This window comes from Rhodococcus sp. LB1, assembly GCF_001583455.1.
Classification (GTDB): Bacteria; Actinomycetota; Actinomycetes; order Mycobacteriales; family Mycobacteriaceae; genus Rhodococcus_F; species Rhodococcus_F opacus.
On sequence record NZ_LTCZ01000223.1, the window covers coordinates 32,892 to 48,703 of the forward strand.

The window sequence follows — 15,812 nt, forward strand, 5'->3', positions numbered from 1 at the left end:
GATCAGATGGCGCGCGACCTCCTCGCGGCCGGCGCGGCAGCGTACTCCCGCGGAGAGGTCGCCGAGGCACTCCGGACATTCGAGCGGGTCGCCCGCTCGACCACCGGTGAGCTGCGGACGAGCGCGATCATCAACGCGGCCAGCATGTCCGACGAGCTGGGCGATCACACGAGGGCCGTCGACCTCTACCGGGAAGCCCTCGCGGTGATGCCGGCCGACGCGATCCGGATGCGTCCCGCGGCGCTGGTCAACCTGTCGCAGGCATTGCAGCACATCGGCGACCTCGACGGTGCGCAGGACGCGCTCGAGCAGGCGCGGGGACTGCTCGCGGCAGCCGACGATCAGGGCGACCTGCGGGTCGCGTGCCTGCTGTCACTGACCGCGGTCGCGATGCACCGGCAGCAGTGGGCGCACGCGGCCGACATCGCCACCGAGTCCCTCGACGCGGCAGTGCGTTTCGCCTCCGCGCTGGCGGGCCACCCGCTCATGAACCTGGCCGCCATCCACTTCGAGACCGGGCGCTTCGACCTCTCCGACGACTTCGCCTGCCAGGCGCTCGACGCGTTCGAGACCGCGGGCGACATCCACGCGATCGCCGAAACACAGCAGAACCTGGGCATCATGCACGTCCGCTCGGGGCGGTTCGACGACGCGGAACCGCTGCTGCTGTCGAGCGAGACGTATTTCGAGCGCGCCGGGATCGGTCACCGGGCGGGAATCGGATCGAAGGTGCTGGCCTTTCTCGCCGAGGGGCGGGGCGACACCGAACGCGCGTCGACACTCTATCGCCGCAGCCTCGACTACTTCCGGAGTTCCGGAGCGGTACTCGACGTCGCGGACGTCGAGACCCGCCTCGCCACCGTCGCCTTCGGTGAAGGGCGACCCGACGACGGAGAGGAGCTGCTCGCCGCCGCGTTCGACACGTACTGCGGGCTGGGGCTCGGGCTGCACTGCGCGCAGGTCGACTTCTGGCATGCAGCCCTGCTCGAATCCGCGCTCGCGGCGTCCGACACCCCTGACAGCGCGGTGCGGGCACGAGCCACCGCGCTCGCGGTGCCCGCGGCGATCGCCATCGACGCCGTGCGGTGCACACTCCCGAACGGGCGTCAGCGCGAGCAGTGGAACCGCGAGATCGCAAATCCGGCGATTCACTTGGCGTTCCGCCTCGCCTACGCGTCGGGTGATGCGCGCCTGGTGGCCGATCTCGTCGAAGCGCAATGCGCGGGGACGACGGTGGACGTCGGCCGGGCCGGGCACAGCGCGCCGGCGCGGCTGCCTCTGCAGTTGCCGGACCTTCCCCCGGCGGGCGCGACCGGCACCGAGGGTTCGTTTTTGCTCGGCGCCGCACTGGCCGGGGTCGCAGCCGGCGCCGGTCTGCCGGTGCCACTTCCTCCGCGGCTCGTCGTCACGCCGGATGGACGGATTGTGCTGGGCACCGCGATCGCGGTCGCCGAGGAACGCTATCGACGCGCGGTCCGGGACAGCCGGGTGGTGCCTGCGTGGTGACCGGTCGCCGATCGGCGTTGTGCCAGATCCGGTACCGACCTGGATCGGCGTCAGCGCATATACAGCGGAAGGTCGGGGCTCACACACTCGGCGAGGATCTCCCGGCTCATATCGGCGGCTCGTCCGCGGACCTCGACCAAATTAAGTATCTTGAGCTACGTCACTATATTTTCACGAAGGGACAGGCCCACATGACCCGCACCATCGCAGTGGTCAACCATAAAGGCGGCTCCACCAAAACCACGAGCACGGTCAACCTCGCCCAAGCCCTCGTCGAAGCCGGCTACACCGTCCGCGTCATCGACCTCGACCCACAATGCAACGCCACGACCTGGCTCGGCGCCACGCCCGAAGCCGTCGACAACGATGTCTTGTCGGTACTCATGCTGGTGGCGAGCATCGAAGACGCCACCACCATCACCGCGTCCGGGATCCACCTCGTGCCTGCCACCAAGGAACTCGATTCCGTCGGGCCCTACTTCCTCAAGAAGCCCGGTGCACACGGCATCCTGCGCAAGGCCCTCGCCAGCGCCCCCGACGTCGACTTCAACCTCCTCGACTGCCCCGGAGACTTCGACCACCTGACCATCAGCGCACTCGTCGCCTGCACGGAAGTGCTCGCCGCTGTCATGACGGGAGCCATGGAACTCGAAGCGCTCATGCGGATCGAAAACTACATCACCCAGCAGGTCGAGCTGCTCAACCCCACTGCACGGCTCAATCACATTCTGTGCGGCCGCGTCGAACTCGGCCAGGTCATCGACCAGCAGGTCCTCGCCGCGCTCCACGAGACCTACCCCGACCAGACGATGCGCACCATCATCCCGAAGTCCGTCCGCGTCAGCGAAAGCTACAGCGCCGAAGAACCCGTCGTCAGGTGGGCACCGTCCTCCTCCGCAGCCCGCGCCTACCGCGACGCCGCCCAAGAACTCGTCGAAAGGGACCTCCGATGACCGCGACACGTAAGCCCGGACTCGCCAACAACCCCCTCGAACGACGCCCCCAGCCCCGCACAGGCGCCCACCAGGACGGGGCGTACTCGAGAACTCGTCGCAAGGACCTTCTGACGAANNGCCAACAACCCCCTCGAACGCCGCAAGCCACGACTGCCGAACCTCGTCGAACAGGGCGTGGACCTCGCACAAGAAGCAGTCACCATCGCCGAACTCCAACCGGGGCCGGTGACCCTCGGCGAGGAAAGGAAGACCACCACACGGGTCCCCGCAGACAAGAAGCAGGAATCCGTCTCCATCAACCGCGCCAAGGTCGAAAATGGCAAGAATGCCGTCGCCGCCATCGGCCACATCGCCGGCGCCCCCAACAGTTGGCCCAACCTCGTCGACGAAGCCCTCGCCCACTACCTCGCCATCCTCGAACGCAAATACAACAATGGCGAACCCTTCCCGCCGCGCATCCGCGAACGCGTCCGGGGACCACGCATCAACTAGCCCGCCCAGGTACCAAGTGGCGGAGGAGCGCCTATCGCGCACCGGGTCAGTCGACGACAGCGCCCCCGGTGAGGTTGATCTCGGTCGCGGTCATCGTCGTGGCCCAGTCGGACGCGGCGAAGACGGCCGCGTTCGCGACATCGGCGTAGCTCGGGCGCCGTGGCAGCAGCAGACGGGTGGCGTCCGGGTCGGGCTCGTCCGGTTTCGGGGAGCCCGGCGACAGTAGCCAGGCGACGCGGACACCCTTCGGCCCGAGCTCAGCGGCCAACTGTCGGCACAGGCCGGCGAGTGCGGCCCACGCGACGTGGGAGCCACCGAGGTTCGGGATCGCCTCCCGTCCGCCAGCCATGACGAGGATGACGCCGGTGCCGCGTTCCACCATGTGGCGCGCAGCGGCCGTGGCCACAGTGAAGCTCGTCGTGACCGCCTTGGCGACTGGCTGCATGACGTCGCCGACCCCCATGTCGACGAGCGGCGTGCCTTGGATGTCGTCGTTGAAGGTGGCGTTGAAGCAGACGTCGATGCCGCCGCTCTGGTCCGCCACCGCCGCGGCATGCCGCTCAACCGCGTCCCGGTCCACCGCATCGAGAACGGCGACGTGCGCAATCCCGCCCTCTCCCCTGATGCTGTGGGCGACATCCTCGAGCGTGGCCCGCGTGCGTCCGGTGAGGTGCACCTCAGCGCCTTCCCGCGCGTACGCCCGAGCGACCGCGGAGCCGACGGCGCCACTGCCCCCGTGGACGATCGTGGTGCGGTTCTGCAGCAGCATCACTCATCCGCCTTTCACGTCTCGCGTACCAGGGTAAAACCGCGCGATGTACAACCGCGCGAGATTCCGGACTTCATCGGCACGAGCTGCAGCGGCAAAGTCTGGTTCCATTCCCTACGAGGAGTTTCGGGGCGATGGGTGTCACGGTCGTCACACCGCACGTCCGGCGACCACCCCGGGCCGTGCGGGTGGAGTGCGGCACTGACCTGCAGCGCTGCCGATTCGGCGACTATTAATAGCCCCACCCAATCTATGGAATAGGTCTCATAGATTGGACCTATTCCAATGTGCTGGATAGCCTCGTCGCTGTCGGCTTCCCCGTATCCACCGAATAGAGGTTTCAATGGCCCTGATCAACACGCAGATCAAGCCCTTCGCCGCGAACGCTTTCAAGGACGGCGCGTTCATCACCGTGTCCGCGGACGACATCAAGGACAAGTGGGCGGTCTTCTACTTCTACCCGGCCGACTTCACCTTCGTCTGCCCGACGGAACTCGGCGACCTCGCCGACCACCACGAGGAACTGCAGCGCCTCGGCGTCGAGGTCTTCTCGGTGTCCACCGACACGCACTTCACGCACAAGGCATGGCACGGATCGTCCGACACCATCGGCAAGATCAAGTACGCCATGATCGGTGACCCGACCCAGGAGATCAGCAAGAACTTCGAGGTCCTCCGCGAGAACGAGGGATTGGCCGACCGCGGCACCTTCCTCGTCGACCCCGACGGTGTCATCCAGTTCACCGAGGTCACCGCAGAAGGCATCGGGCGCAATGCCGCTGAGCTGGTTCGCAAGGTCAAGGCCGCGCAGTACGTCCGGTCGCACCCGGGCGAGGTCTGCCCGGCCAAGTGGGAAGAGGGCGAAGAGACCCTCGCGCCGTCGCTCGATCTCGTCGGCAAGATCTGACGCAGCCCAGTCGTACCGCAGGCACGGGCTCAGGTTTCCTGAGCCCGTGCGGGCGGTTCCCGGTGCTCAGCTCCCGTGGGGGCAATCGGTGTCGCACCAACACCTTCCGGACCACCTGAACCAGAATTTCCGGTTTCCGATCCCTTGTCCTCCCGATCGATGGAGTAGATCCTCATGCTCGAAGCCTCGCTTGCCGGCCAACTGAAGTCCCTGCTCGAAAAGCTGACCCTGCCGATCGAGCTCGTGTCCTCACTCGACGACGGACCCAAGTCGGTCGAACTCGCCGAACTGCTCACCCAGATCGCGGCGATGTCGGAAAAGATCACCTACGAACGCCGCGACGACGACACGAGACGCCCGTCGTTCGCGGTCCGCCGCAGCGGCACCGACATCGAGGTCCGCTTCGCCGGCATCCCGCTCGGCCACGAGTTCACCTCGCTCGCACTCGCTTTGCTCCAGGTCGGCGGCCACCCGTCGAAGGAGGCCCCCGAACTGCTCGAGCAGGTCCGTGACCTCGACGGCGACTTCCACTTCGAGACCTACTTCTCGCTATCCTGCCAGAACTGCCCCGACGTGGTGCAGGCCCTGAATCTGATGTGCGTGCTCAATCCGCGCATCAGCCACGTCGCGATCGACGGCGCCCTGTTCCAGGACGAGGTCGACGGCCGCCAGATCATGGCAGTCCCGACGGTCTTCCTCAACGGCGAACTCTTCGGCTCCGGCCGGATGAGCCTGGAGGAAATCGCCGGCAAGCTCGACGTCGGCGCCGCAGACCGAGCCGCCGCCGCGATCGCGCAGAAGGATCCCTTCGACGTGCTCGTCGTCGGAGGTGGCCCGTCCGGTGCCGCGGCCGCGGTATATGCCGCGCGCAAGGGAATTCGCACCGGAATCGCCGCTGAACGCTTCGGCGGTCAGGTGCTCGACACCATGGCGATCGAGAACTTCATCTCCGTCCCTTACACCGAGGGACCCCAGTTCGGGTCGGCGCTCGAGAATCACGTCCGTCAGTACGGCGTCGACATCATGAACACGCAGCGTGCCGCGAAGCTCGTGCCGGCCGCCACCGAGAACGGTCTCGTCGAGATCGAACTGGAAAGCGGTGCTTCTCTTCTCGCGCGCACCGTGATCCTGTCGACGGGTGCGCGGTGGCGTTCGATGAACGTGCCCGGCGAGGACACGTACCGGAACAAGGGTGTGACCTACTGCCCGCACTGCGACGGACCGCTGTTCAAGGGCAAGCGCGTCGCCGTGATCGGTGGCGGTAACTCCGGCGTCGAGGCCGCAATCGACCTCGCGGGAATCGTCGAGCACGTCACGCTCGTCGAGTTCGACTCGGTGCTCCGCGCCGACGACGTGTTGCAGCGCAAGCTGCGCAGCCTCCCGAACGCGGACATCCTCCTGAGCACGCTCACGACGGAGGTCCTCGGGGACGGTAACAAGGTCACCGGCCTGACCTACCAGGACCGCACGACCGATACCTCGCACACGCTCGACATCGAGGGTGTCTTCGTCCAGATCGGCCTCCTGCCCAACACCGAGTGGCTGGCCGGGTCCGTCGAGTTGTCCGATCGCGGCGAGATCGCGATCGACGACCGCGGCCAGACGTCGGTGCCCGGCGTGTTCGCTGCCGGCGACTGCACGACCGTGCCGTACAAGCAGATCGTGATCGCCGCCGGTGCCGGAGCAACGGCAGCGCTGAGCGCGTTCGATCGGCTCATCCGGACGGGCGTACCCGCCGAGGATTCCACCGCCGCAACGGTCGGATAGCTCGGCCGAGGTCGACGAGCCGTGCCTGCATCCGTGCAGGCACGGCTTTCGGCTTTCGGATCGACCCGGGTGCCCGGTACGCACACCACCGCCCGGGTGGGTAAGGGATGCTGGGACGGTGCCGACTGACCTGTCTCACCCGCCGACCGCGATCCGGATGGCCGACGCCGGCGATCTGTACACGTCGTGGCGGTGGACCCACGATTCTCATCCCGGCGGTGTCGGCGTCGCACCCGCCGTGCAGGTGGACGAAGCCCTCGCTACGTTGGCCCGGGCCCTGCCCGACCTCACGGATCCGCAGGGGCTGCACCACGCGCTGACGGCGGGCGGTTTCTCCGCTTACGAGTCGGAGCACGATCTGGCTCAGCTCCTTTCACGCACATTCCTCCCGTTCGGTCTCGCGCAGCAATTGCACGATCTGTTCACCCGCGGTGTGCGCCCCCACCTCCGGATCCAGCCGTCGCCCCGCGTCGCGCAGGTGCCGTGGGAACTGATCGCACCCGACGCCGGGCTGCGTCTCGTCGACATCGCGGACGTCAGCCTGCTGGCTCCGCTCAGCATCGTCCACTCGCCCGGCCGACCGGTCCGAGCCTGGACGCACACCCGACAACTCCCCGTCGTCGCGGTGCTCGACCCCAGGGTTCCGGGCTTCCGCGCGGATTCGGCGCTCGGCTCGGTCCTGGGGCGGATGGCCGCGGACAGTCCGCTGTCGCAGCGGGTCGCGACCTACGCCGGGGAGGGCCGGCTGCTCCCCGCCGTCGACGGACCGACGGACTGTTTCCGCCGCGAAGACGTGGACCGGGAGTGGCTCGGCGCAGCGTTGCGTGAAGGTGCGGGCCGCCTGGTGTACGTCGGACATGTCACCGCGGCGGCACCCGAATCCGGTCAGAGCGAGCACGCCGAACTACACCTCGCCTGCGCCGCGGACTCCGTCGGGTTCGCGGAGCCGACCCGTGCCCACCGGCCGTTGTCCGCGAAGGACCTGCTGCTGGGCACGCACACGCTCACGGCCGAGCCGATCCGCGGCACGGAGTTGTGGCCGATCCCGAGCCGGGTCGCACTCATCGCCTGCGAGAGCGGTGGCGACCTGCGGTTCAGCGAGGCACTCGGATTGGTCTCCGCGATGATCGCCGGCGGGGCGGAACTCGTCACGGCCAGCCGCTGGGCGCTGCCCACCGACCTCGCGTTCCAGCGCATCGCCGGCGCCGCAACATCCTCGTGTCCTCTGCAGGACGCCATCTGCTCGATCGACGCGGCGCACGAACTGCCCGACGCGGTCGGCGCGCTCTGCGACTGGCAACGCGACCGGGTGGCCACCTGGCGGGACGAGCGGACGATCGAGCACTCACCGGTGCTGTGGGCGGCGTTCGCGACGGTCTCGACGCACTGATCCGCCTCGGCCGTCCGTTCCCCACATCGTGTCGGCCGGTCGTTGTACCGTCGTTGCTGTCGGTTCCGGCACGAAGAAGGAGCATGTCCCATGACCTCTCGTCTCAACCCCTACATCAGCTTCGACGGCAACGCGCGGCAGGCAATGGAGTTCTACAAGGAAGTCTTCGGCGGCACCCTCGCGTTGAACACGTTCGGTGAATACGGTGCGCCGGAAGGCGAGGGCGCCGACAAGATCATGCACGCCATGCTCGAGTCGGACAACGGCTACACGCTCATGGGTGCAGACACCCCGCCCGGTATGGAACACAACCCGGGGACCAATATCGCGGTGAGCCTGAGCGGAGACGACGGCGACGAACTCCGCGGCTACTGGGCCGAGCTCGCCGACGGCGGATCCGTGTCCGTGCCCCTGGAGAAGCAGATGTGGGGAGACGAATTCGGTGCCTGTACAGACAAGTTCGGCATTTCATGGATGGTCAACATCGCCGGCACACCCGGCTGATCGCAGCGCAGGGTAGTCCTGCAGATCGATGTCGGTAGCGAAGGAATCGGTCAGCTTCATCATCAGGCCGAACAGAGTCTTGGACTTGAACGTCCAGTTGCGCAGCCTGATTCGAATAGCCGACTTCGGCGCCAGAAACGGTCCGGCGCTGCCCCTGCGGGCGATCTTCGCGTACCCGAGCATCTGCTCGTTGTAGCGTCCGAATGCCACGCGGTGGTCGCCGTCGGCGGTGGCGAGTTCACCCGCCAGTACATACGCACCCACGAGGGCGAGTCCGGTCCCGAAGCCACCCAGCGTGTTTCCGTACGCGGCGTCGCCGACCAGGGCCACGCGGCCGGCGGTGTAGGTATCGGTCTCGACCCTCGCGATCGAGTCGAGGTAGAAGTCGGGCGCGTCGTCCAGGTGCGCGAGCAGCCGGGGCACGCGCCACCCCGCATCGGCATACGCGGTGGTCAGCATTCGTTTCTGCTGGGTGACGTCGCCGCGGTCGTACTCCATCCGGTCGGAGGCGAAGACGAACAATTCCGGAGCCTTCGGTCCGCCGACGACGGCCATCCGACCCGGCTCGTTGTACATCAGTCCCGTCCCGCGTTTCCGGTCCGGCGAGGCGTCACTCGCCGAACCCGTGGTCCCGACGACTGCGTAGTAGTACCCGAGGAATCGAACGAACTCGTCCTCCGGCCCGAACCGGTGGCGGCGGACGGCCGAGTGGATGCCGTCGGCGCCGAACACCAGGTCGAAGCGGCGTGCGTCCGACTTCTCGAATGTGACCTCGACACCCGACTCCGTGTCGACCAGTGCGGCGACGGAATCACCGAAGAGGTACTCGCACGAATCCGCGGTGCGTCGGTAGAGGATCTCGGTGAGGTCGCCCCGCAGGATCTCGACGTCTCCGCCGACGAATTCCCCCGGGATGGTCGCCAGGTGCCTGTCGCGTTCGTCGACGATCAGGAGGTCGGTCTTTCCGGTCTGCCTGTCGAGCACGTCGTCGAGAATTCCCATCCTCTCCAGGACTTTTCGGTGAACCTCCCCCTTGAAGTCGACGGCCTGGCCGCCGAGCCGAAGGTCGGGCGCCCGCTCGACGACGGTGACGGCGTATCCGCACCGACCGAGCCAGAACGCCAGGGCCGGCCCGGCGATGCTTGCACCCGAGATCAGGACGGTGCTGTTCGGCATGGGAGCCTCCAACGGATTAATTGTGTCTGATGGACACAATTCAGTGTATGGTAGACACTATTCCGGATCAAGAGTCGGCCAGAGGAGCGCAGATGGTCACCCAGCCCCGTACCGCCGAGCTGCTGTGGGGGTCGTCGGAGAGACCGAAGCGGGGTCCGAAGCCCGCACTGAGCCTCGAGCAGATCGTCGCCACCGCGATCTCGATGGCGGATGCCGAGGGCCTCGCCACACTGTCGATGCAGCGCCTCGCCGAAGACCTCGGGTTCACCAAGATGTCCCTCTACCGCTACACCCCCGGCAAGGCCGAGTTGACCGCCCTCATGCTCGATGCCGCTCTGGGACCCGCGCCCGACCTGTCCGGGATCGACGGCGGCTGGCGCGCTGCGCTCCACGAGTGGGCCCTCCGGATGTGGGCGGGCCTCCGGCGGCATCCGTGGGTGGTGGACGTCGCCGTCGGTCCACGCGTGCTGGGCCCGAACGAACTGGACTGGCTCGAAACCGGCCTCGACGCACTGCGCGACACGGGACTCGACGGCGGGGAACGCCTGGACACGGTGGTCCTGATCACCGGACACGTGCGCAGCCTCGTTCAGCAGACGACGGCCCCCGGCGCCGAAACCGACACACCCGAGAAATCCCTGAACGCGATCATGACGGGAATCCTCGCCGACCACGCCGACCGCTACCCCGAGGTGAGGGCCGCGTTCACGTCGGCCGGTTCCACCTCCGGGCAGGACGACGCGCTGGAATTCGGCCTGGCCCGGATCTTCGACGGTCTCGCCGCCCTCGTCGCGGCCCGTGCCGAATAACAGAGCGCGAGGCCCTCAGCTCGCCTGCGGTTTCAGGTCGCCGTAGTGGGTGTGCGCCTTGCCGGCGAGAAGCCACAGAGGCGCCGACGCGTCGTCGTCGGACAGGTAGCCCTTGTCGCGACCGTCGGCCAGGTACTGGGAGCGCACCCATTCCTCCATCGCCTCGTTCGACTGGTCGGGCAGACCGTAGATCTGCGCGACGGCGCGGTGAAGTTGTTCGTCGTCGACGGTCATGCCCTGCGGCTGCTTTCGCAGGTTCAGCGCCTTGTCCGTCTCCCCCGCTCGGTGCAGGTGGACGATGTGGAAGGCCATCTCACACACGAACGGCTGATTTCGGTTCACGATGCTCCTCTCCGTTCGTCACCCTCGATCGTCCCGCCCGAGTCCGTCCGGCGCCAGTGCGAACTATCGGCCGGGCCGCGCTCCCCGTCCGCTCCGCCGGTGTTCGTGGCCGAATGACGCGTTGCCACGGCGGATCTCGGTTGTGCTCGTGTGACGCCGACGGCGAATCAACGCGCGCAGCGTGGCCGAGTTCTGGTAGCCGACAGCGGACGCGATCGTGTCGACGCTCTGCTGCGTCGTGCGTAGGAGGAATGTCGCCTGGTCGAGTCGGATCTCCTGAACGAACTCCACCGGCGACATGCCCAGCACTGCGGCGGTGGTGCGTTGCAGCGTTCGTTCACTCACCCCGATCGCGTGCGCGACCGAGTTGATGGGCAACGGTTCCGCGAGGTGATCGCGAATCCACCGTTCGAAGGCGGTCATCGTCGGATCGGCGGTGGCGAGCAGGGACGGCACCGCGAAGATCGCCTGCGAGGGGCGGTCGCCGATCAGGAGGTACCGGGCGACGAGATCTGCCAGCGCCGGGCTGTGCTGCTGGACGATCGCCAGCGCGAGATCGATGTGCGCGAACGCCGCCCCAGCCGTCGTCACCCGGTCGTCGTGGATGAGGGTGCGCCGCTCGTCGAGGTCGACGCGGGCATAGCGGGCGCGGAACGCCGGCCCGAGCCACCAACTCGTCGTCGCGGTCAATCCGTCGAGCACCCCGGCCTCGGCGAGGAAGAACGTGCCGCTGCACGCCGCGGCGAGGGCGGCGCCGGAACTGCGCCCCTCCGCGACCCAGTCGAGGGCGGGATGCCCGCGCACCACGTCGACGATCCGATCCGGCGTCTTCACCCCGAGGGCGGGCATGACGAGGACGTCGGGCGGCTCGGCGATCTCCGTCAGCGGGGCGGTGGCCAGCACGAGTCCGTGACCGGTGCGGACCGATGGTCCGACCGCGACGGGGATGACGGTGAACGCCTGGTCGCCCGCCTCCGCGTCGTCACGCAGGGCATCGGCCGTCGCCAGGACGTCGAGCATGACGCTCAGACCCGAATCGAACATGCCGTCCACGGCGAGCACCGCGACTCTCATGACGGAAACGGTAACAAAGGTGGCGCTTCCGCCGCCCCGCATGCCGCTCGACGCCCATAGCGTCGGAGTTGAACGAAGTCGTACATCGACCGAGGAGGAGACATCATGACGATCGACAGAGGAATACTGGCACTGCTCGAGGCCAAGCCGGGCAAGGGTGAAGACCTGGCCGCGTTCCTCGAGCAGGGACGCGCCCTGGCGGCGGAAGAACAGGGCACCGTCACCTGGTACGCGTTCAAAGTCAGCGACACGACGTACGGCATCTTCGACACGTTCGAGAACGAGGAAGGCCGGCAGGCGCACCTGACCGGAGCCATCCCCCAGGCACTGGGCACGGTCGGACCCGAACTGCTCGCCAAGGATCCCGACATTCGTCCCGTCGACGTCATCGCCGTCAAGTAGGGGCGATCCCGCCCCGGTGAGCACGGTTTACCCGCATCCCCCGTCGGGCACCCGAACACGGACATCGACCGACGAGAGGTGTGGTTCCCAGTGCGAGCAGTCACGTGGCAAGGCAAGCGAAAGGTCAGCGTCGACACCGTCGCCGATCCGAGGATCGAACACCCGACCGACGCCATCATCAGGGTCACGACGACGAATATCTGCGGTTCCGATCTGCACCTGTACGAAACTCTCGGTCCGTTCATGGAAGAAGGGGACATTCTCGGCCACGAACCGATGGGGATCGTCGAAGAAGTCGGCACGGAGGCGGGCGACCTGAAGGTCGGCGACCGCGTCGTGATCCCGTTCCAGATCTCGTGCGGCAACTGTTTCATGTGCAACATGCAGCTGTACACGCAGTGTGAGACGACGCAGGTCCGCGAGCAGGGCATGGGAGCGGCGTTGTTCGGATTCTCCAAGCTCTACGGCGAGGTGCCGGGAGGACAAGCCGAGTACCTGCGCGTGCCCCAGGCCCAGTTCACCCACATGAAAGTCCCCGAGGGACCGCCGGATTCCCGATTCGTCTACCTGTCCGATGTGCTGCCGACGGCGTGGCAGTCGGTCGAGTACGCCGCGATCCCCGAGGGCGGGTCGGTGACCGTGCTCGGCCTCGGACCGATCGGAGACATGGCGGCGCGCATCGCCCACCACAAGGGTGCACGGGTCATCGCGGTCGACAACGTCCCCGAACGTCTTGCTCGCGCCAAGGCCCGGGGCATCGAAACCCTGAACCTGGACGAGCACGGCGGCGACCTCGCCGACGTCATCCGCGATGCGACCGACGGTCGCGGCACCGACTCGGTGATCGACGCGGTCGGCATGGAGGCGCACGGTTCACCGATCGGCAAACTGGCCCAGCAGATCGTCGGGTACCTGCCCGACGCGGTGGCGGCGCCGCTCATGCAGAAGGCCGGTGTCGACCGACTCGGCGCGCTGTATTCGGCGATCGACATCGTCCGCCGCGGAGGAACCATTTCCATCATCGGCGTCTACGGCGGCATGGCCGACCCGATTCCCATGCTCACGTTGTTCGACAAGCAGATTCAGCTGCGCATGGGCCAAGCCAACATCAAGAAGTGGGTGGACGACATCATGCCGCTGCTCGGCGACGACGACCCACTCGGCGTCGACACCTTCGCCACCCACGAACTCCCCCTCGATCACGCACCCCACGCGTACGAAATCTTTCAGAAGAAACAGGACGGTGCGGTGAAGATCCAGCTCAAACCCTGAGCAACGCAGGCGCACGCGGCGGTGGCCGGGAACCCGTGACGGGTGGCCCGGCCACCGCCGCCGTTTTGCGCAAACCGGATAGACCTCTCCGCGAGAATCTCGCTGACCAGCACGGATGCCGGAGAAATCCGCATCACGCCCGGCGCATAGCGGATTGCCCCTTTCAGTGACGCCCCTCACACTTGTAAGCAAGGAAACCTGATATTCAGCGATCAGCTGTCGCAGGTCTTGCGTACGACCCGGCCGCAGTGAGGTGGCCGCCCGAACGAGGAGCAGTCAAGAATGACGCGAACCCTTCCCCCCGGCGTTTCCGACGAGCGATTCGACGCGGCGCTCCAACGCTTCCGCGACATCGTGGGCGACAAGTGGGTCCTGTCGACCGCCGACGAGCTCGAAGCGTTCCGCGACCCGTACCCGGTCGGCGCCGCCGAGGCCAACATGCCGTCGGCCGTCGTCTCACCGGAATCGACCGAGCAGGTACAGGACATCGTCCGGATCGCCAACGAATACGGCATCCCCCTCTCCCCGGTCTCGACCGGAAAGAACAACGGCTACGGCGGCGCCACTCCGAGGCTGTCGGGTTCGGTGATCGTCAAGACGGGCGAGCGGATGAACCGGATCCTCGAGGTCAACGAGAAGTACGGCTACGCACTGCTCGAACCCGGGGTCACCTACTTCGACCTCTACGACTATCTGCAGAGCCACGATTCCGGACTGATGCTCGACTGCCCCGACCTGGGGTGGGGCAGCGTGGTCGGTAACACTCTGGACCGCGGCGTCGGGTACACCCCGTACGGCGACCACTTCATGTGGCAGACGGGCCTGGAAGTGGTGCTGCCGCAAGGTGATGTGATGCGCACCGGGATGGGCGCACTACCCGGCAGCGACGCGTGGCAGCTGTTTCCCTACGGGTTCGGCCCCTTCCCGGACGGCATGTTCACCCAGTCGAATCTCGGGATCGTCACCAAGATGGGGATCGCCCTGATGCAGCGGCCGCCCGCGTCGCAGTCGTTCCTGATCACCTTCGACAAGGAGGAGGATCTGGAGCAGATCGTCGACATCATGCTGCCGCTGCGCATCAATATGGCTCCGCTGCAGAATGTTCCGGTGCTGCGCAACATCTTCATGGACGCGGCCGCGGTGTCGAAGCGCACCGAGTGGTTCGACGGTGACGGGCCGATGCCGGCCGAGGCGATCGAGAGGATGAAGAAAGACCTCGATCTCGGATTCTGGAACTTCTACGGCACCCTGTACGGACCTCCGCCGCTGATCGAGATGTACTACGGGATGATCAAGGAGGCGTTCGGCAAGATTCCCGGTGCCCGCTTCTTCACACACGAGGAACGCGCCGACCGCGGTGGACATGTGTTGCAGGACAGGCACAAGATCAACAACGGCGTCCCCAGCCTGGACGAACTGCAGCTCCTGGACTGGGTACCCAACGGCGGGCACATCGGATTCTCCCCGGTGTCGGCGCCGGACGGCCGGGAGGCGATGAAGCAGTTCGAGATGGTGCGCGCTCGCGCCGACGAATATGCCAAGGACTACGCGGCGCAATTCATCATCGGACTCCGCGAGATGCACCACGTGTGCCTGTTCATCTACGACACGGCGATCCCCGACGCTCGTGAGGAAATCCTGCAGATGACGAAGGTCCTCGTCCGCGAGGCCGCCGACGCGGGCTACGGCGAGTACCGCACCCACAACGCCCTGATGGACGACGTGATGGCTACGTTCGACTGGGGCGACGGTGCGCTGCTGAAGTTCCACGAGAAGATCAAGGACGCCCTCGATCCCAACGGCATCATCGCGCCCGGCAAGTCCGGTGTGTGGCCGCAACGGTTCCGTGGCCAGAAGCTCTGACACCCACGCGCCTCAGTGCGCGGGCGTCTCGGCCAGGGCGATCCGGCAGCGGCCGAGGTATCCGCGGAACGCCTCGCGCTGACGAACAGTCATGTCGGCGAGCATCTGTTCCTCCAGCCCACAGATGCTCGTGTCGTACTCGGCGAGAAGGTCCAGAGCCTCCGCGGTCAGGCTGGTGAGCATGCGGCGGCGATTGGCGGGGTCGACGCGCCTGGTCACCAGTCCGCGGCGCTCGAGCGCGGAGAGCATCTCGCCCATCGTCTGCGCGGTGACGAAGGAGTTTCGTGCCAGTTCGGCGGACGACAATCCGTCGCGCCGGCGCAGGACGGTCAGCGCCGTGTACTGGAGCGCGGTGATGCCCATCGGCCGCAGCAGGGCATCCATGTGCGATCGGATCGCCAGCTCGACCTGCTTGATCGCGTACAGCAGGGTCGGCGAGGAGTCGTGCGCGTACTCCCCGTCGAGCGGTGTCTCGTCGATCTCGTCCGGAAGGTCCGTCGTCATCGTCCACTTCTCCCCGCGCCTCGAGCTCGAGGCCCACGAACTCGGACCTCAGGTTTCCTGACTATCTTAGGTCGCCCGA

General features: G+C 66.8%; 16 protein-coding genes. 11 read left to right on the plus strand and 5 right to left on the minus strand.

Annotated elements, in window-relative coordinates; genetic code table 11:
• Positions 1-6: 6 nt before the first annotated feature.
• The 3 genes from AZG88_RS26455 (at position 7) to AZG88_RS54200 (ending at position 2,954) form a co-directional block, all read left to right on the plus strand.
• Positions 7-1,506: a tetratricopeptide repeat protein gene (locus AZG88_RS26455; protein ID WP_005250063.1), complete on the plus strand. Its 1,500-nt coding sequence runs from the start codon at positions 7-9 to the stop codon at positions 1,504-1,506.
• A 191-nt stretch (positions 1,507-1,697) separates the two neighbouring features.
• On the plus strand, positions 1,698-2,459 hold the full coding sequence (locus AZG88_RS26460) for a ParA family protein (protein WP_005250062.1): 762 nt from the start codon (positions 1,698-1,700) through the stop codon (positions 2,457-2,459).
• 177 nt (positions 2,460-2,636) lie between these two features.
• On the plus strand, positions 2,637-2,954 hold the full coding sequence (locus tag AZG88_RS54200; RefSeq protein WP_231914207.1) for a hypothetical protein: 318 nt from the start codon (positions 2,637-2,639) through the stop codon (positions 2,952-2,954).
• Between the two features lie 46 nt (positions 2,955-3,000).
• On the opposite strand, the gene AZG88_RS26470 is transcribed toward AZG88_RS54200, so the two are convergent.
• Positions 3,001-3,723 (minus strand): SDR family NAD(P)-dependent oxidoreductase, encoded by a 723-nt coding sequence (locus tag AZG88_RS26470; protein WP_061044704.1) that lies wholly within the window; start codon positions 3,721-3,723, stop codon positions 3,001-3,003.
• A gap of 343 nt (positions 3,724-4,066) precedes the next feature.
• Here AZG88_RS26470 and ahpC point away from each other — a divergent pair, with 343 nt between their 5' ends.
• The 4 genes from ahpC to AZG88_RS26490 all read left to right on the plus strand — a co-directional run bounded on the left by ahpC (position 4,067) and on the right by AZG88_RS26490 (position 8,291).
• A complete protein-coding gene (ahpC, locus tag AZG88_RS26475; protein WP_005250059.1) occupies positions 4,067-4,630 on the plus strand; it encodes an alkyl hydroperoxide reductase subunit C in 564 nt (187 codons plus the stop codon).
• Positions 4,631-4,804: 174 nt separating this feature from the next.
• Positions 4,805-6,397 (plus strand): alkyl hydroperoxide reductase subunit F, encoded by a 1,593-nt coding sequence (gene ahpF / locus AZG88_RS26480; RefSeq protein WP_005250058.1) that lies wholly within the window; start codon positions 4,805-4,807, stop codon positions 6,395-6,397.
• A gap of 118 nt (positions 6,398-6,515) precedes the next feature.
• On the plus strand, positions 6,516-7,787 hold the full coding sequence (locus tag AZG88_RS26485; protein WP_061699661.1) for a CHAT domain-containing protein: 1,272 nt from the start codon (positions 6,516-6,518) through the stop codon (positions 7,785-7,787).
• A gap of 90 nt (positions 7,788-7,877) precedes the next feature.
• The gene (locus AZG88_RS26490; RefSeq protein ID WP_005250056.1) at positions 7,878-8,291 is read left to right on the plus strand and encodes a VOC family protein; all 414 of its coding nucleotides are present in this window, start codon (positions 7,878-7,880) and stop codon (positions 8,289-8,291) included.
• Here AZG88_RS26490 and AZG88_RS26495 read toward each other — a convergent pair.
• Complete coding sequence (locus AZG88_RS26495; protein WP_061699662.1) at positions 8,256-9,467, minus strand: FAD-dependent monooxygenase; 1,212 nt, start codon at positions 9,465-9,467, stop codon at positions 8,256-8,258. The two genes, AZG88_RS26490 and AZG88_RS26495, sit on opposite strands and share 36 nt — an antisense overlap.
• 92 nt (positions 9,468-9,559) lie before the next feature.
• On the opposite strand from AZG88_RS26495, the gene AZG88_RS26500 reads away from it, so the two are divergent.
• Complete coding sequence (locus AZG88_RS26500) at positions 9,560-10,276, plus strand: TetR/AcrR family transcriptional regulator (protein ID WP_061044701.1); 717 nt, start codon at positions 9,560-9,562, stop codon at positions 10,274-10,276.
• Positions 10,277-10,291: 15 nt separating this feature from the next.
• Here AZG88_RS26500 and AZG88_RS26505 read toward each other — a convergent pair whose 3' ends face one another.
• Positions 10,292-10,618, minus strand: a complete 327-nt coding sequence (locus tag AZG88_RS26505; RefSeq protein WP_005250053.1) for a hypothetical protein — start codon at positions 10,616-10,618, stop codon at positions 10,292-10,294.
• Positions 10,619-10,681: 63 nt separating this feature from the next.
• A complete protein-coding gene (locus tag AZG88_RS26510; RefSeq protein ID WP_061044700.1) occupies positions 10,682-11,692 on the minus strand; it encodes a GlxA family transcriptional regulator in 1,011 nt (336 codons plus the stop codon).
• Positions 11,693-11,797: 105 nt separating this feature from the next.
• On the opposite strand from AZG88_RS26510, the gene AZG88_RS26515 reads away from it, so the two are divergent.
• The 3 genes from AZG88_RS26515 (at position 11,798) to AZG88_RS26525 (ending at position 15,229) form a co-directional block, all read left to right on the plus strand.
• On the plus strand, positions 11,798-12,094 hold the full coding sequence (locus AZG88_RS26515) for a putative quinol monooxygenase (RefSeq protein ID WP_005250051.1): 297 nt from the start codon (positions 11,798-11,800) through the stop codon (positions 12,092-12,094).
• Between the two features lie 90 nt (positions 12,095-12,184).
• Positions 12,185-13,366, plus strand: coding sequence for a zinc-dependent alcohol dehydrogenase (locus AZG88_RS26520; protein WP_005250050.1), 1,182 nt, complete (start codon positions 12,185-12,187; stop codon positions 13,364-13,366).
• Positions 13,367-13,648: 282 nt separating this feature from the next.
• Positions 13,649-15,229: an FAD-binding oxidoreductase gene (locus tag AZG88_RS26525; RefSeq protein WP_061044699.1), complete on the plus strand. Its 1,581-nt coding sequence runs from the start codon at positions 13,649-13,651 to the stop codon at positions 15,227-15,229.
• 12 nt (positions 15,230-15,241) lie between these two features.
• Here AZG88_RS26525 and AZG88_RS26530 read toward each other — a convergent pair whose 3' ends face one another.
• Positions 15,242-15,733 (minus strand): MarR family winged helix-turn-helix transcriptional regulator, encoded by a 492-nt coding sequence (locus tag AZG88_RS26530; RefSeq protein ID WP_082764817.1) that lies wholly within the window; start codon positions 15,731-15,733, stop codon positions 15,242-15,244.
• Between the last annotated feature and the right edge of the window lie 79 nt (positions 15,734-15,812).

Bases quoted from the DNA above. Each gene is read 5' to 3' on its own strand.
- AZG88_RS26460 (WP_005250062.1), top strand. From the start codon at position 1,698: ATGACCCGCACCATCGCAGTGGTCAACCATAAAGGCGGCTCCACCAAA.
- AZG88_RS26455 (WP_005250063.1), top strand. From the start codon at position 7: ATGGCGCGCGACCTCCTCGCGGCCGGCGCGGCAGCGTACTCCCGCGGA.
- AZG88_RS26515 (WP_005250051.1), top strand. From the start codon at position 11,798: ATGACGATCGACAGAGGAATACTGGCACTGCTCGAGGCCAAGCCGGGC.
- ahpC (WP_005250059.1), top strand. From the start codon at position 4,067: ATGGCCCTGATCAACACGCAGATCAAGCCCTTCGCCGCGAACGCTTTC.
- AZG88_RS26525 (WP_061044699.1), top strand. From the start codon at position 13,649: ATGACGCGAACCCTTCCCCCCGGCGTTTCCGACGAGCGATTCGACGCG.
- AZG88_RS26495 (WP_061699662.1), bottom strand. From the start codon at position 9,467: ATGCCGAACAGCACCGTCCTGATCTCGGGTGCAAGCATCGCCGGGCCG.
- AZG88_RS26490 (WP_005250056.1), top strand. From the start codon at position 7,878: ATGACCTCTCGTCTCAACCCCTACATCAGCTTCGACGGCAACGCGCGG.
- AZG88_RS26500 (WP_061044701.1), top strand. From the start codon at position 9,560: ATGGTCACCCAGCCCCGTACCGCCGAGCTGCTGTGGGGGTCGTCGGAG.
- AZG88_RS26470 (WP_061044704.1), bottom strand. From the start codon at position 3,723: ATGCTGCTGCAGAACCGCACCACGATCGTCCACGGGGGCAGTGGCGCC.
- ahpF (WP_005250058.1), top strand. From the start codon at position 4,805: ATGCTCGAAGCCTCGCTTGCCGGCCAACTGAAGTCCCTGCTCGAAAAG.
- AZG88_RS26510 (WP_061044700.1), bottom strand. From the start codon at position 11,692: ATGAGAGTCGCGGTGCTCGCCGTGGACGGCATGTTCGATTCGGGTCTG.
- AZG88_RS26530 (WP_082764817.1), bottom strand. From the start codon at position 15,733: ATGACGACGGACCTTCCGGACGAGATCGACGAGACACCGCTCGACGGG.